The organism is Streptomyces sp. NPDC057253 (assembly GCF_042669125.1).
GTDB lineage: Bacteria > Actinomycetota > Actinomycetes > Streptomycetales > Streptomycetaceae > Streptomyces.
This window is the reverse complement of sequence record NZ_JBHUXV010000061.1, coordinates 41,764-55,906: the sequence shown is the minus strand read 5'-3', so window position 1 is coordinate 55,906 and position 14,143 is coordinate 41,764. Positions and strand designations below refer to the sequence as shown.

Genomic DNA, 14,143 nt, shown 5'->3' with positions numbered 1-14,143 from the left:
GCAAAAAAAGGGGGCCGCCCCAAAGGGGCGGCCCCGAAAAGCGCTTCAGCCCAGCTTCGACACGTCCCGCACCGCGCCCTTGTCCGCGCTCGTGGCCATCGCGGCGTACGCCCGCAGGGCCGCCGAGACCTTGCGCTCGCGGTTCTTGGGGGCGTAGACGCCGCCGAGTGCCGCGTCGCGGCGGGCCAGTTCCTCGTCGTCGACGAGGAGTTCGATCGTGCGGGCCGGGATGTCGATGCGGATGCGGTCGCCGTCCTCGACGAGGGCGATGGTGCCGCCCGCCGCCGCCTCCGGGGAGGCGTGGCCGATGGACAGGCCCGAGGTGCCGCCGGAGAAGCGGCCGTCGGTGACCAGGGCGCAGGCCTTGCCGAGGCCGCGGCCCTTCAGGTACGAGGTCGGGTAGAGCATCTCCTGCATACCGGGGCCGCCCTTGGGGCCCTCGTAGCGGATGACGACGACGTCGCCCTCCTTGATCTCCTTCAGCAGGATCTTCTGGACGGCCTCTTCCTGGGACTCGCAGACCACCGCCGGGCCCTCGAAGCGCCAGATCGACTCGTCCACGCCGGCCGTCTTCACGACACAGCCGTCGACCGCGAGGTTGCCCTTGAGGACCGCGAGGCCGCCGTCCTTGGAGTAGGCGTGCTCGGCCGAGCGGATGCAGCCCTCGGCCGCGTCCTCGTCCAGCGCCTCCCAGCGCTCCGACTGGGAGAAGGCCTCCGCGGAGCGGACACAGCCGGGGGCCGCGTGCCAGAGCTCGACGGCCTTCGGGGACGGGGAGCCGCCGCGGACGTCCCAGGTCTTGAGCCAGTCGGCGAGGGACGGGCTGTGGACGGAGTGCACGTCCTCGTTCAGCAGGCCGGCGCGGTGCAGTTCGCCGAGGAGGGCCGGGATGCCGCCGGCGCGGTGCACGTCCTCCATGTAGTACGTGCGGTTCTTCGCCACGTTCGGGGCGACCTTCGCGAGGCACGGGACCCGGCGCGAGACCTCGTTGATCTCCTCCAGGCCGAAGGGGACGCCCGCCTCCTGGGCCGCGGCCAGCAGGTGCAGGATCGTGTTGGTGGAGCCGCCCATGGCGATGTCGAGGGCCATCGCGTTCTCGAACGCCGCGAAGGTGGCGACGTTGCGCGGCAGGACCGTCTCGTCGTCCTGCTCGTAGTAGCGCCGGGTGATGTCCATGACGGTGTTGGCCGCGTCGACGTACAGCTGCTTGCGGGCCGTGTGCGTGGCGAGGACCGAGCCGTTGCCGGGCAGGGAGAGGCCGATGGCCTCGGTCAGGCAGTTCATCGAGTTGGCGGTGAACATGCCGGAACAGCTGCCGCAGGTCGGACAGGCGTTCTCCTCGATACGGAGGATGTCCTCGTCGGAGATCTTGTCGTTGACGGCGTCGGAGATCGCGTCGACCAGGTCGAGCGTGCGGACCGTGCCGTCCACCAGCGTGGCCCGGCCGGACTCCATCGGGCCGCCGGAGACGAAGACCGTGGGGATGTTCAGGCGCAGGGCCGCGTTGAGCATGCCCGGGGTGATCTTGTCGCAGTTGGAGATGCAGATCAGGGCGTCGGCGCAGTGGGCCTCGACCATGTACTCGACCGAGTCCGCGATCAGGTCGCGGGAGGGCAGGGAGTACAGCATGCCGCCGTGGCCCATCGCGATGCCGTCGTCGACCGCGATGGTGTTGAACTCGCGCGGGATGCCACCGGCCTCGACGATCGCCTCGGAGACGATCCGGCCGACCGGCTGGAGGTGGGTGTGGCCCGGCACGAACTCGGTGAAGCTGTTGGCGACCGCGATGATCGGCTTGCGGCCGATGTCCGCACCGGGTACACCGGAGGCGCGCATAAGGGCGCGGGCGCCCGCCATGTTGCGGCCGTGGGTGACTGTGCGGGACCTCAGCTCGGGCATCGTCGCTCGCTCCTTCAGACAGTTCTGGCTGCTATCGAGCGTACGCCGGTCATCCAGGGGTCGGGACAGGGTGTCCGGAATGCGGGACGGGTGTCTCGGGAATCACGCCCCGGTCAGGTGCCCCTGCACCACCGGCGCCAAGCGCGCGATGATCTGCTCCGGGTCCGCCGAGGCCAGTGGTTCCACCTTGATCACGTACCGGAGCATCGCCGTCCCGACGAGCTGCGCGGCCGCGAGTTCGGCGCGCAGCTCCGCGTCCGGCAAGTCGACCTGGGCCGCGATGCGGCGCAGCAGCTGGGAGGCGATCAGGCGGCGGAAGACGGCGGCCGCGGTCTCGTTGTTGACGGCGGAGCGGACGATCGCCAGCAGCGGGGTGCGGGTGGTCGGGTTCTCCCAGATGCCGAAGATGAAGCGGGTCAGCCGCTCGCCGACGCCGTCCAGCGGCCCTTCGCCGACCGCGTCCGACGCGTTGAGCGCGGGCGCGAAGGCGACCTCGATCGAGGCCGCGAACACCTGCTCCTTGGTGCCGAAGTAGTGGTGGACCAGCGCCGAGTCGACCCCGGCGGCCTTGGCGATCCCGCGCACGGACGTCTTCTCGTAGCCCCGCTCTGAGAACTCCTCGCGCGCCGCCGCCAGGATGCGGTCGCGGGTGCCGGCCGCGTCCGATTCGCCACGACGGGGTCGGCCGCGCTTCCGGGCCGTGGTGTCGCTCACGGCCGGGGCGCCCTCGGGGCCGGTCATCGCCGCGGCACCTTCACCGGGGAGGCCAGGTGGAGGCGGGTGAAGGCCAGGGCCTCGGCGAGGTCGGCCTCACGTTCGGCGCCGGACATCGCGCGGCGGGTGTTGACCTCGATGACGACATGGCCGTCGAAGCCGGTCAGCGCGAGGCGTTCCAGCAGCTCGGCGCAGGGCTGGGCGCCGCGGCCCGGCACCAGGTGCTCGTCCTTCGCGGAGCCCTTGCCGTCGGCGAGGTGGACATGGCCGAGCCGGTCGCCCATCCGGTCGACCATCTGCATCGCGTCGGTCCGGGAGGTCGCCGCGTGGCTGAGATCGATCGTGAAGTGCCGGTAGTCGTCCTTGGTGACGTCCCAGTCGGGGGCGTAGGCGAGCATCTCGCGGTCGCGGTAGCGCCAGGGGTACATGTTCTCGACGGCGAACCGTACGTCCGTCTCGTCGGCCATGCGCCAGATGCCGCTGACGAAGTCGCGGGCGTACTGGCGCTGCCAGCGGAACGGCGGGTGTACGACGACGGTGCTCGCGCCGAGTTTCTCGGCGGCCGCCCGGGCCCGCTGGAGCTTGACCCAGGGGTCCGTCGACCACACGCGCTGCGTGATGAGCAGGCACGGGGCGTGCACGGCGAGTATGGGGATCCCGTGGTAGTCGGAGAGGCGGCGCAGGGCCTCGATGTCCTGGCTGACCGGGTCGGTCCACACCATGACCTCGACGCCGTCGTATCCGAGACGCGCGGCGATCTCGAAGGCCGTCGCCGTCGACTCCGGGTAGACGGAGGCCGTCGAGAGGGCGACCTTCGCATCCGGGATCCGTACGACTGGTTCTGCCACGTCGGTCAGCCTACGGCGTCCGCCGGAGTGGGACGGGACGCCTATTCGCCGTTGTGGTGTTCGCCACGGGGGCGGCTGCGGGTGCGCTGTGGCTTGTCGCGCAGTTCCCCGCGCCCCTACAGACCCTCCGCTGAACCCATGTGGTCAAGTCGGCGCAGGATTACGCCTTCCCGCAGCGCCCACGGACAGATTTCGACCGTTTCCACTCCGAACAGGTCCATCGCGCCCTCGGCCACCAAGGCACCGGCCAGAAGCTGGTTCGCCCTGCCCTCCGAGACGCCCGGCAGTTCCGAGCGCTGGTCGGTCGTCATGCCGGCCAGGCGCGGGACCCAGGCCTCCAGGGACTCCCGCTTGAGCTCGCGCTGGACGTAGAGGCCCTCCGCCGAGCGGGCCGCGCCGGCCAGGCGGGCCAGCTGCTTGAAGGTCTTGGAGGTGGCGACGACGTGGTCCGGGGCGCCGAAGCGGGCGAACTCGCCGACCGTACGGGCGATCTGGGCGCGCACGTGCCGTCGCAGGGCCCGGATGGCGTCCGGGTCCGGGGGGTCGCCGGGGAGCCAGCCCGCGGTGAGGCGGCCCGCGCCGAGCGGGAGGGAGACCGCCGCGTCGGGCTCCTCGTCGATGCCGTAGGCGATCTCCAGGGAGCCGCCGCCGATGTCGAGGACCAGGAGCTTGCCCGCCGACCAGCCGAACCAGCGGCGGGCGGCGAGGAAGGTGAGACGGGCCTCCTCGGCGCCGGTGAGCACCTGGAGCTCGACGCCGGTCTCGGCCCGCACGCGCGCGAGGACGTCGTCGGCGTTGCTGGCCTCGCGGACCGCCGAGGTGGCGAACGGGAGCAGGTCCTCGACGCCCTTGTCCTCGGCGGCCTGAAGGGCGTCCTTGACGACCGAGACGAGTTTCTCGACGCCCTCGGGGCCGATCGCACCGGCCTCGTCGAGGAGTTGGGCAAGGCGCAGTTCCGCCTTGTGCGAGTGCGCGGGCAGGGGGCGTGCGCCGGGGTGCGCATCCACCACCAGGAGGTGCACCGTGTTCGATCCCACGTCGAGGACACCGAGTCTCATGTAGGGAACGCTACTGCCAGCTGGGCGTTCGGCTGTCTCCGGAGGGGCCTCGGGCGACTTACCCTGGACGCGTGCCAAAGACGAAAAAGGTGAAGGACGACAAAGCGGCCACAACTGCCGACGGTTCTTCGCCGGTGAAGCCGGTAACGCCGGCGAGGCGGTCGAAGCCGGCGAAGCAGTCGAAGAAGGCCAGGCATGCTCTGGCGGCCGACGAGAAGGGGCTCGACTTCGCGCGCGCGTGGGTGGAGTTCCCGGATCCGGCGGACGACGAGCAGGTCTTCCGGTGCGATCTGACATGGCTGACCTCCCGTTGGAACTGCATCTTCGGCAGCGGCTGCCAGGGCATCCAGGCGGGGCGCGCGGACGACGGGTGCTGCACGCTGGGTGCCCACTTCTCCGACGAGGACGACGAGAAGCGGGTCGCCGAGCATGTGGCGCGACTCACTCCGGAGATCTGGCAGCACCGTGACGAGGGCATGGCGAACGGCTGGGTCTCGGAGGACGAGGACGGCGAGCGCCAGACCCGGCCCTTCCAGGGCTCGTGCATCTTCCAGAACCGGCCCGGCTTCGCGGGCGGCCAGGGCTGCTCGCTGCACATCCTGGCGCTGCGGGAGGGCCGCGAGCCGCTGGAGACCAAGCCGGACGTCTGCTGGCAGCTTCCGGTGCGGCGGACGTACGACTGGATCGACCGGCCCGACGACACCCGGGTGCTCCAGGTGTCGATCGGCGAGTACGACCGGCGCGGCTGGGGCCCGGGCGGTCACGACCTGCACTGGTGGTGCACCTCGGCGACCTCGGCACACGGCGCCGGCGACCCGGTCTACGTGTCCTACCGGCCCGAGCTGATCGAGCTGATGGGCAAGGCGGGCTACGACCGCCTCGTCGAGCTGTGCGAGGAGCGCCTGGCCTCCCAGCTGCCGTTGCTGGCACCGCATCCGGCGGACCCGGGCGTCTGAGCGCGGGGACGGGGGCACCGGGGCGCGGGTTCCGGTGCCGCGGCCGCTTGTCGTGACCGCAGCCGGGTGCCGTGACCGCATCGCCCACCCTCCCCTCCCCCTTCGCCCGGGACGCGCCTCTTCGCCTACGACGAGGACGGGCTCGGGTCGTCGCTCGCCGTGGGCGAGGACGTCGGGCTCGGCGGGTCGGACGGGTCCGGGTCCGTCGGGGTCGGGTCCGGGGTGGGGGGTGAGGACGGTGGGTCGCTCGGGGTGGGAGCCGAGGTCGTGGGGCTGGGGCCCGGCCCGGTCGGCGGGCTCGTGGGCTTGCCGGGACCGGCCGGGGTCGGTGCCGTGCCGTAGCCCTGGATGGTGACGACGGCGCCCGCCGGTGAGATCGCCACGCGTGCGGTCCAGGCGCCGGACGGCTCGCGCAGGTGGTCGACGTACACCTTGATCGTCAACGACTCGCCGGGTTTCAGGGTTCCCGCGGACTGGCTGAGGTAGAGCCAGGCGGCGCCGGTGGTGGCCGACCAGCGGACCGGGGCGTCACCGGTCGCGGTGAGGGTGACCAGGGTGGTGTCGCCGTGGTTGCCGGCGGCCACCGCCAGGTGCCCGGCGCCCTTCTTGCCGGCCCCGGCGACGCTGACGACCTCCACGGAGACATCGGGCCGGCCGTCCTTGGTGAAGCGGGGGCCGGGCTTCACGGACGCGTTGCCCGCGTTCTGGTAGCCGCCGGTCGCGGACTCGCCGTCCACGCTGCCGGGGCCGTGCGCCGCGCCGGCGGTGGCGGAATGGCCGTCGGCGCCCTCGCCGGGCCCTCCCCGGTACGCGGCCCACAGCGCGAGCACGGGCGCGGCCACCACGGTCGCGACGACGGTCGTGGTGACGGCACGCGCGCGGAGCCGGTCGCGGCGGGCGGCGCGGTCCTTCGGGTCCATCGGGAACCCGCGCCGGTCGAAACGGGGCACGGCGGCCCCACGCGCGCGTGGATGGTGCGCGACCGCCCTGTGCAGGGCCGCTCGCGGCGCTTCGAGCACGGGCAGTTCGGCGGGCGTGGTCATGGCGCCGGGCCAGCGGCCGGGGATCGCGCGCTCGGCGCTGCGGCGGCACCGGGGGCAGTCGTCGACATGGCGGACGAGTTCGCGGCGCAGGGCGGCGCTGAGCACGAACTGGTTGTCGCCGGTGAGCCGGGCCACGCCCGGGCAGTCGCCGGTCTCCACGACGGCGAGGGCCGCGCGCGTGCGCTCGACCTCGCAGGCGGCGGAGGCCAGCAGTTCGCGGGCGCCGGCGAGGTCCATGCCGAGGACGGCGGCGACCTCGTGGGCGGCGAGGTGGTGGCGCACGGCGAGTTCGAGCGCCTCGCGCTGCTCGGGGGTCGTCCCGGCGGCCTCCGGCCAGGCCAGCTGGGCCAGTTCGCGGCGCCGCGCCTCCAGGACGTCCTCGGCGACCGGGGGTTCGGCGGAGTTGTGCGAGGGGCCGTGACGCCCCGCCGCGTGGGTGGCCTGACGTTTCTGCTTGGCCTCGGCCAGCTTGCGCAGACAGGCCCAGCGGGCCAGCGCGTACAGCCAGGCCCTGCGGTCGCCGGCCGCGTCCGGGCCGCCGCGCTTCTCGGCCAGCGCGACGACGTCACCGAGGGCCGCGGTCGCCGTGTCGTGGTCGCACAGCACCGAGAGGCAGTAGGTGAACAGGCCGTCCAGATACGGCTCGTAGCGCGCGGGCGGCCGCTGCGCCGACGTGCGCGCGGCACCGCGGTCGCGCTCCTCCCGTTGCGCCCGGTGCGCGCCGGTGGTGCGGGTCGAGGTCTCCGGAGTGCTGCTCATCATCCGTGGACCGTAGGGGGCGGAACATGGCCCCTTCCTGCACCTTGAGCAGTTTTACTCCGTACGGGTGAAACGATCCCTCAATAGGGGACAGGAACCTCCGGTTCCGTGGCTCGTTCCCGGCGTGACATGGCCGGTTCCCGCATCGGGACGCCGGTCACGGGCCGGGTACCGGCCGTGTTGTCAGTGGCGGCGGTTACGGTTCGTGCATGGCCACCCGTACGAAGTCCGCCAAGGAGCGTCCGTCCTACCGCTGCACCGAGTGCGGCTGGCAGACGGCCAAGTGGCTCGGCCGCTGCCCCGAGTGCCAGGCCTGGGGCACGATCGAGGAGTACGGCGCGCCCGCGGTGCGTACGACGACACCCGGCCGTGTCACCACCTCCGCCGTGCCCATCGGCCAGGTCGACGGCCGCCAGGCCACCGCCCGCTCCACCGGCGTGCCCGAGCTGGACCGGGTGCTCGGCGGCGGCCTGGTGCCCGGCGCGGTGGTGCTCCTCGCGGGCGAGCCCGGCGTCGGCAAGTCCACGCTCCTGCTGGACGTGGCGGCCAAGTCGGCGAGCGACGAGCACCGCACCCTCTATGTGACCGGCGAGGAGTCCGCGAGCCAGGTCCGGCTGCGCGCCGACCGCATCGGCGCGATCGACGACCACCTGTATCTCGCCGCCGAGACCGACCTGTCCGCGGTCCTCGGCCACCTGGACGCGGTGAAGCCCTCGCTGCTGATCCTCGACTCGGTGCAGACGGTGGCCTCGCCGGAGATCGACGGCGCCCCGGGCGGCATGGCCCAGGTGCGCGAGGTGGCCGGAGCGCTGATCCGGGCCTCCAAGGAGCGCGGGATGTCCACCCTCCTGGTGGGCCATGTCACCAAGGACGGCGCGATCGCCGGCCCCCGGCTGCTGGAGCACCTGGTCGACGTGGTCCTGAGCTTCGAGGGCGACCGGCACGCGCGCCTGAGGCTCGTACGGGGCGTCAAGAACCGCTACGGCGCCACCGACGAGGTCGGCTGCTTCGAGCTGCACGACGAGGGCATCACGGGCCTGGCCGACCCAAGCGGACTTTTCCTGACACGTCGTGACGAACCGGTTCCCGGCACCTGTCTCACCGTCACCCTGGAGGGCCGCCGCCCCCTGGTGGCCGAAGTGCAGGCGCTCACCGTCGACTCGCAGATCCCCTCCCCCCGGCGCACCACCTCGGGCCTGGAGACCTCCCGGGTCTCGATGATGCTCGCCGTCCTGGAGCAGCGCGGCCGGATCAGCGCGCTCGGCAAGCGGGACATCTATTCGGCGACCGTGGGCGGCGTAAAGCTTTCGGAACCCGCCGCGGACCTCGCGGTCGCCCTCGCCCTGGCCTCCGCCGCCAGCGACACCCCGCTGCCCAAGAACCTCGTCGCGATCGGCGAAGTGGGCCTCGCGGGCGAGGTCAGACGGGTCACCGGCGTCCAGCGCAGGCTCTCCGAGGCACACCGTCTGGGCTTCACGCACGCGCTCGTACCGGGCGATCCGGGCAAGGTCCCGGCCGGCATGAAGGTGATGGAAGTCGCGGACATAGGGGACGCCCTGAGGGTCCTTCCGCGCTCTCGTCGGCGAGAGGCCCCCCAGGACGCGGAGGACCGCCGGTAGACTTTGCCCTGGTCTCGCCCGTCCGTACGAACCGAATGTGCGACACGGGAGCGCCCCAGACCCCGCGACCGGAGGAGAGCAGTGGCAGCCAACGACCGGGCAGCAGCTCCCGGAAAGTCCGGTGGGAGTGCCGGTTCCGATGGCCTGATGCGCGCCTCCCTGAGCGCCGTGGCCCCCGGCACCGCTCTGCGCGACGGCCTTGAGCGGGTGCTGCGCGGCAACACCGGCGGACTCATCGTGCTCGGCTTCGACAAGACGGTGGAGACGATGTGCACGGGCGGTTTCGTCCTGGACGTCGAGTTCGCGGCCACCCGCCTGCGTGAGCTGTGCAAGCTGGACGGCGGCATCGTGCTCTCGTCCGACCTGTCGAAGATCCTGCGCGCGGGCGTGCAGTTCGTGCCCGACGCCACCATCCCGACGGAGGAGACCGGCACCCGGCACCGCACCGCGGACCGCGTGAGCAAGCAGGTCGGCTTCCCGGTCGTGTCCGTCTCGCAGTCGATGCGCCTGATCGCCCTGTACGTCGACGGCCAGCGCCGGGTCCTGGAGGACTCGGCGGCGATCCTGTCCCGCGCGAACCAGGCCCTCGCGACCCTGGAGCGCTACAAGCTGCGCCTGGACGAGGTCGCGGGCACCCTCTCCGCGCTGGAGATCGAGGACCTGGTGACGGTCCGGGACGTCTCGGCCGTGGCCCAGCGCCTGGAGATGGTCCGCCGTATCGCCACCGAGATCGCCGAGTACGTCGTCGAACTCGGCACCGACGGCCGCCTCCTGGCCCTCCAGCTCGACGAGCTGATCGCGGGCGTGGAGCCGGAGCGCGAGCTGGTCGTGCGGGACTACGTCCCCGAACCCACCGCGAAGCGCTCCCGCACGGTGGACGAGGCGCTGTACGAACTCAACGTCCTCTCCCACGCGGAGCTCCTCGAACTCACCACCGTGGCCCGCGCCCTGGGCTACACCGGCTCCCCCGAGTCCCTCGACTCGGCCGTCTCCCCGCGGGGCTTCCGCCTGCTGGCGAAGGTCCCCCGTCTGCCCGGCGCGATCATCGACCGCCTGGTGGAGCACTTCGGCGGCCTCCAGAAGCTCCTCGCGGCCAGCGTGGACGACCTCCAGACGGTCGACGGAGTGGGCGAGGCCCGGGCGAGGAGCGTACGAGAGGGCCTGTCGCGGCTCGCGGAGAGCTCGATCCTGGAGCGGTACGTATAAAGCACCGTCAAAGAAGTTGTAGAACACCGGCACCTCGTACAACCCTCCGGCCCCACCGGTCGTCTCCTGATCGCCAACCGCCCGTGTCCTGGAGGACAACTCCCGGCAAACACGGATGGTTCGCCCCCCATCGACGCGGATGCCCGCCAGGCATCCCCCGCATGCCGCAGGAGACACCCGCATGCACCGGATCCACCATCCACATCTGCGACTCGCCCTCGCGACGGCCGCCGCGGCCGCGCTGACGGGCGGTCTGCTCACCGTCTCGGTGACCACGGCCACCGCCGCCGACTCGTTCAAGGTCGCCAAGGCCGACTTCAACGGCGACGGCATCGGCGACGTGCTGGCCACGGCCGCCGGCGCCTCCGTCAGCGGCCACGCGAACGCCGGCCAGGTCGTCGCCCTCTACGGCAGCGCCGGCAACGGCATCACCTCCGCCAGGCGCACGGTCCTCAGCCAGAACTCCGGCACCGTGCCCGGCAGCGCCGAGACCGGCGACCTGTTCGGCGGCGCGACGGCGTACGCCGACTTCAACGGCGACGGATACGACGACCTCGCCGTGGCCTCGCCGTACGAGAAGGTCGGCACCGACACCGACGGCGGCGCCCTCGCGATCCTGTGGGGCTCGGCGAGCGGCCTCACCGGCAAGGCGAGCGACGTACCCGACCCGGCCGCCTCCTCGCACGACAACTGGGGCCTGTCCCTGGCCGCCGGCGACTTCGACGGCGACGGCAAGGCGGACCTGGCGGTCGGCAGCACGTCCGCGACCCTCTACGTCTACAAGGGCGGCTTCAGCAGCTCCACCGGTCAGCCCGGCGGCCGGTACACCATCAAGCCCCCGATCATGCCCGGTTCGTCCGGCTTCCCGTACGGCCCGGAGCAGCTCACCGCCGGCGATGTGAACGGCGACGGCCGCACCGACCTGGTGGTCGACGGCTACGAGACGCAGACCGAGAACGGCTGGAACACCAACTACTACGTGCCCGGCACCGCGAACGGCCTGAGTGTCGCCGGGGTCAAGACCCTCAAGCCGGGCATCGTCACCGGCATCGGCGACATCAACGGCGACGGTTACGGCGACATCGTGACCGGCGCCAACTGGGACGCCACGACCGGCGACGGCCAGACCATCCCGGACTCCGCGAACGGCGGCAAGGTCAGCATCACCTACGGCTCCGCGTCCGGGCCCGCCTCCACCACCGGCATCACGCAGAACACCGGCAATGTGCCCGGCAGTTCGGAGAAGGGCGACGGCTTCGGCTGGGACCTGGACCTGGGCGACGTGAACGGCGACGGCTACCAGGACCTGGTCGTCTCCACCCCGAACGAGGACCTCGGCAGCGTCAGCAACGCCGGCATGGTCACCGTCCTGTACGGCTCGGCGAGCGGCGTCAACACATCGACCGGGCTTCAGTCCTTCGAGCAGAACACGACCGGTGTCCCCGGCACCTCCGAGAAGAACGACCTGTTCGGCGCCGACGTCAAGCTCGACGACGTCAACGGCGACGGCAAGGCCGACCTGGTCATCGGCTCGTACGAGGACGGCGGCGACGGAGCGGTGACCTACCTGCCCTCCACCGGCACGAAGATCGGCACGGCGGGCTCCCGGGCCCTGTCCGTGACCGCGGTGGGCGTCTCCACCGCGGGCACCCCCCAGTTCGGCGCGCTCTTCGCCGACTAGGCCGGCCCCACGCCGTGACGGAGACTCCCCGCGGGATTCCCGGGGAGTCTCAGTCGTTCTCCAGCACGAACGAGGCCTGAGCCGTGGGGTATCCGGGCGCCTTCACCTCGACCAGATACGTCCCGGCAGTCGCGGAACCGGCCGGAGGTGTCGCGCACTGCGGGGCGCTCGGCTTGCGGTCCCACTTCACGGTGTAGGTGATGCTGCTGCCCGCGGGCGCCCGGAAGACGAGGTTCCCGGCCGTCTTGGGGCAGTCGGCGGACGACCAGTACGTGTCGTCCGAGTCGGCCTGAGTGATCGTCAACACCGCGTTCTTCGGGCCGAGATCGACCTTGCAGTCGCTCCCGGAGGAGTTCGTGGCGGTGAGCAGCAGGGTGGGCGTCTGGCCGGGGTCGTAGGCGTTGCGCTGGCTGCGGACGGTCAACTTCACCGCGCCGGCCGTGCAGTTGGGGAGTGCGGAGCCCGCCGGGAGGGTGTCGCCCTGGCCCACCCCGGAGCCCGCGGCGCCGCCCCCGGCGGCTCCCGCGCCTGAGGCACCACCGGAATCGCCGGCGCCGGAGCCACCCGCGCCGCCGGAACCGCCCACGCCCACATCGGAACCGTCACCGGACCCGCCGCCCGATCCCGTGCCGCCCGAGGCGTCCCCGCCGGTCGTCGACTCGTCGCGGCCGCCCGGGGCTTGACTGATCGCGGGCCCGGAGCCGGACGGTCCGGGGGTGATCGTCGAGGGGGAGGGATTCTTGTCGTTGTTCCCGTCGGCGCCGTTCTTGCCGCCTCCGCCGCCGGAGCTGACGATCCACGCGATCAGCAGCGCCAGCACGGCGAGGACGGACAGCATGACGGCCCTCCGTCGCCAGTAGATGGAGGAGGGAAGCGGCCCGACCGGATTGCGCAGAGATCCCACGGCGCAAACTGTACGAGAGATCGGTGGGTTCACCGCCCTCACCCGCCGCCCGACGCCACAACTTTTCCGGATCATCATTCCGGCAACTGCCGTTCCAGGGGCGCCTTTAGCCAGGCGTGACACGTTTCGACGGCGGAGTGTGACCGAACGGACCTCCTGCCTACGGTCCGTGACCACCAAGGTCCCCCCGCGCGGGTGACGACCCGTGGTCGGGACGTGGACGGACGGCATGTTCGCGATCGTGTCCCTTGCAGCTCTGGCCACGGCTGCTCTGCGTGCCGGTTCCGTCCGACCCGTCCCCGCCAAACGCCCGTCCGCCCGCTCCGGCATGGCAGGATCGGAAGGCCATGACTGCGCCCACGAAGCCCTCGCCCAGCCGCCCCGCCGACGACACCGGCACCGCCCTCGCCGACACCACCGGCACTCCCCACGGAGAGGACCTGCACGCCCCCGTCATCGACTGGTTCGACGAGCACGCCCGGGACCTGCCCTGGCGGCGCCCGGAGGCCGGCCCCTGGGGGGTGATGGTCAGCGAGTTCATGCTCCAGCAGACTCCGGTGAGCCGGGTGCTGCCCGTCTACGAGCAGTGGCTGGCCCGCTGGCCACGCCCCGCCGACCTCGCCCAGGAGGCCCCCGGTGAGGCCGTGCGCGCCTGGGGACGGCTCGGCTATCCGCGCCGGGCGCTGCGGCTGCACGGCGCCGCGGTCGCCATAACGGAACGGCACGGCGGTGACGTACCGACGGACCACGCGCAGCTGCTCGCGCTGCCCGGGATCGGCGAGTACACGGCAGCCGCCGTCGCCTCCTTCGCGTACGGGCAGCGGCACGCGGTGCTGGACACCAATGTGCGGCGGGTGTTCGCCCGGGCGGTGACCGGCGTGCAGTACCCGCCGAACGCCACGACGGCCGCCGAGCGCAAGCTGGCCCGCGCGCTGCTGCCCGAGGACGAGAGCGTCGCCGCGCGCTGGGCCGCCGCGTCCATGGAGCTCGGCGCGCTCGTCTGCACGGCCAAGAACGAGAGCTGTCAGCGCTGCCCGATCGCCGCGCAGTGCGCCTGGCGGCTCGCGGGCAAGCCCGCGCACGACGGGCCCGCGCGGCGCGGACAGACGTACGCCGGTACCGACCGCCAGGTCCGCGGCAAGCTGCTCGCCGTGCTGCGGGAGGCCCACGCGCCCGTCCCGCAGTCGGTCCTCGACCGGGTGTGGCACGAGCCGGTGCAGCGGGCGCGGGCGCTGGACGGACTGGTCGCCGACGGGCTCGTGGAGCCCCTGGCGGGTGGTTTGTATCGGCTGCCGTTGACATAGCCGACGGGAAGACAACCGGCGGATCACCCTGAACCGGCGCAAACAACCGCGCCGGTTTACCCCTTTTCGGCTTCCGTTACACAACCGACGGACAGCCGAGTGCCAGCCGCGCGCTGCTTCGCACAGCCCCGTGACAACAGATCCGTAGCTTC

The 14,143-nt window shown here is 72.1% G+C and carries 11 protein-coding genes; 5 read left to right on the top strand and 6 right to left on the bottom strand.

The window, feature by feature from the left end; all coding sequences use genetic code 11:
• Positions 1-45 precede the first annotated feature (45 nt).
• From ilvD to ACFULQ_RS29005, 4 genes are all read right to left on the bottom strand, one after another.
• Positions 46-1,899, bottom strand: coding sequence for a dihydroxy-acid dehydratase (gene ilvD / locus ACFULQ_RS29020; protein ID WP_030323812.1), 1,854 nt, complete (start codon positions 1,897-1,899; stop codon positions 46-48).
• Between the two features lie 102 nt (positions 1,900-2,001).
• The gene (locus ACFULQ_RS29015) at positions 2,002-2,640 is read right to left on the bottom strand and encodes a TetR family transcriptional regulator (protein ID WP_383549341.1); all 639 of its coding nucleotides are present in this window, start codon (positions 2,638-2,640) and stop codon (positions 2,002-2,004) included.
• The gene (locus ACFULQ_RS29010; protein ID WP_383549338.1) at positions 2,637-3,461 is read right to left on the bottom strand and encodes a sugar phosphate isomerase/epimerase family protein; all 825 of its coding nucleotides are present in this window, start codon (positions 3,459-3,461) and stop codon (positions 2,637-2,639) included. Before ACFULQ_RS29010 ends, ACFULQ_RS29015 begins: the two co-directional genes overlap by 4 nt.
• A 116-nt stretch (positions 3,462-3,577) precedes the next feature.
• Positions 3,578-4,519: a Ppx/GppA family phosphatase gene (locus tag ACFULQ_RS29005; protein WP_383549335.1), complete on the bottom strand. Its 942-nt coding sequence runs from the start codon at positions 4,517-4,519 to the stop codon at positions 3,578-3,580.
• Between the two features lie 200 nt (positions 4,520-4,719).
• Here ACFULQ_RS29005 and ACFULQ_RS29000 point away from each other — a divergent pair, with 200 nt between their 5' ends.
• Positions 4,720-5,475 carry a hypothetical protein gene (locus tag ACFULQ_RS29000; protein WP_383549348.1) on the top strand — a complete coding sequence of 252 codons (756 nt, stop codon included), beginning with the start codon at positions 4,720-4,722 and terminating at the stop codon, positions 5,473-5,475.
• A 125-nt stretch (positions 5,476-5,600) separates the two neighbouring features.
• Here ACFULQ_RS29000 and ACFULQ_RS28995 read toward each other — a convergent pair whose 3' ends face one another.
• The gene (locus tag ACFULQ_RS28995; RefSeq protein WP_383549333.1) at positions 5,601-7,280 is read right to left on the bottom strand and encodes a hypothetical protein; all 1,680 of its coding nucleotides are present in this window, start codon (positions 7,278-7,280) and stop codon (positions 5,601-5,603) included.
• Positions 7,281-7,486: 206 nt separating this feature from the next.
• On the opposite strand from ACFULQ_RS28995, the gene radA reads away from it, so the two are divergent.
• The 3 genes from radA (at position 7,487) to ACFULQ_RS28980 (ending at position 11,783) form a co-directional block, all read left to right on the top strand.
• Positions 7,487-8,896: a DNA repair protein RadA gene (gene radA / locus ACFULQ_RS28990; RefSeq protein ID WP_383549330.1), complete on the top strand. Its 1,410-nt coding sequence runs from the start codon at positions 7,487-7,489 to the stop codon at positions 8,894-8,896.
• 81 nt (positions 8,897-8,977) lie between these two features.
• The gene (disA, locus tag ACFULQ_RS28985) at positions 8,978-10,102 is read left to right on the top strand and encodes a DNA integrity scanning diadenylate cyclase DisA (protein WP_028810200.1); all 1,125 of its coding nucleotides are present in this window, start codon (positions 8,978-8,980) and stop codon (positions 10,100-10,102) included.
• A 181-nt stretch (positions 10,103-10,283) separates the two neighbouring features.
• Positions 10,284-11,783, top strand: coding sequence for an FG-GAP and VCBS repeat-containing protein (locus ACFULQ_RS28980; RefSeq protein ID WP_383549327.1), 1,500 nt, complete (start codon positions 10,284-10,286; stop codon positions 11,781-11,783).
• 49 nt (positions 11,784-11,832) lie between these two features.
• On the opposite strand, the gene ACFULQ_RS28975 is transcribed toward ACFULQ_RS28980, so the two are convergent.
• Positions 11,833-12,687, bottom strand: coding sequence for a hypothetical protein (locus ACFULQ_RS28975; protein WP_383549325.1), 855 nt, complete (start codon positions 12,685-12,687; stop codon positions 11,833-11,835).
• Positions 12,688-13,034: 347 nt separating this feature from the next.
• Here ACFULQ_RS28975 and ACFULQ_RS28970 point away from each other — a divergent pair, with 347 nt between their 5' ends.
• Positions 13,035-13,991, top strand: a complete 957-nt coding sequence (locus ACFULQ_RS28970) for an A/G-specific adenine glycosylase (protein WP_383549322.1) — start codon at positions 13,035-13,037, stop codon at positions 13,989-13,991.
• Positions 13,992-14,143: the final 152 nt, after the last annotated feature.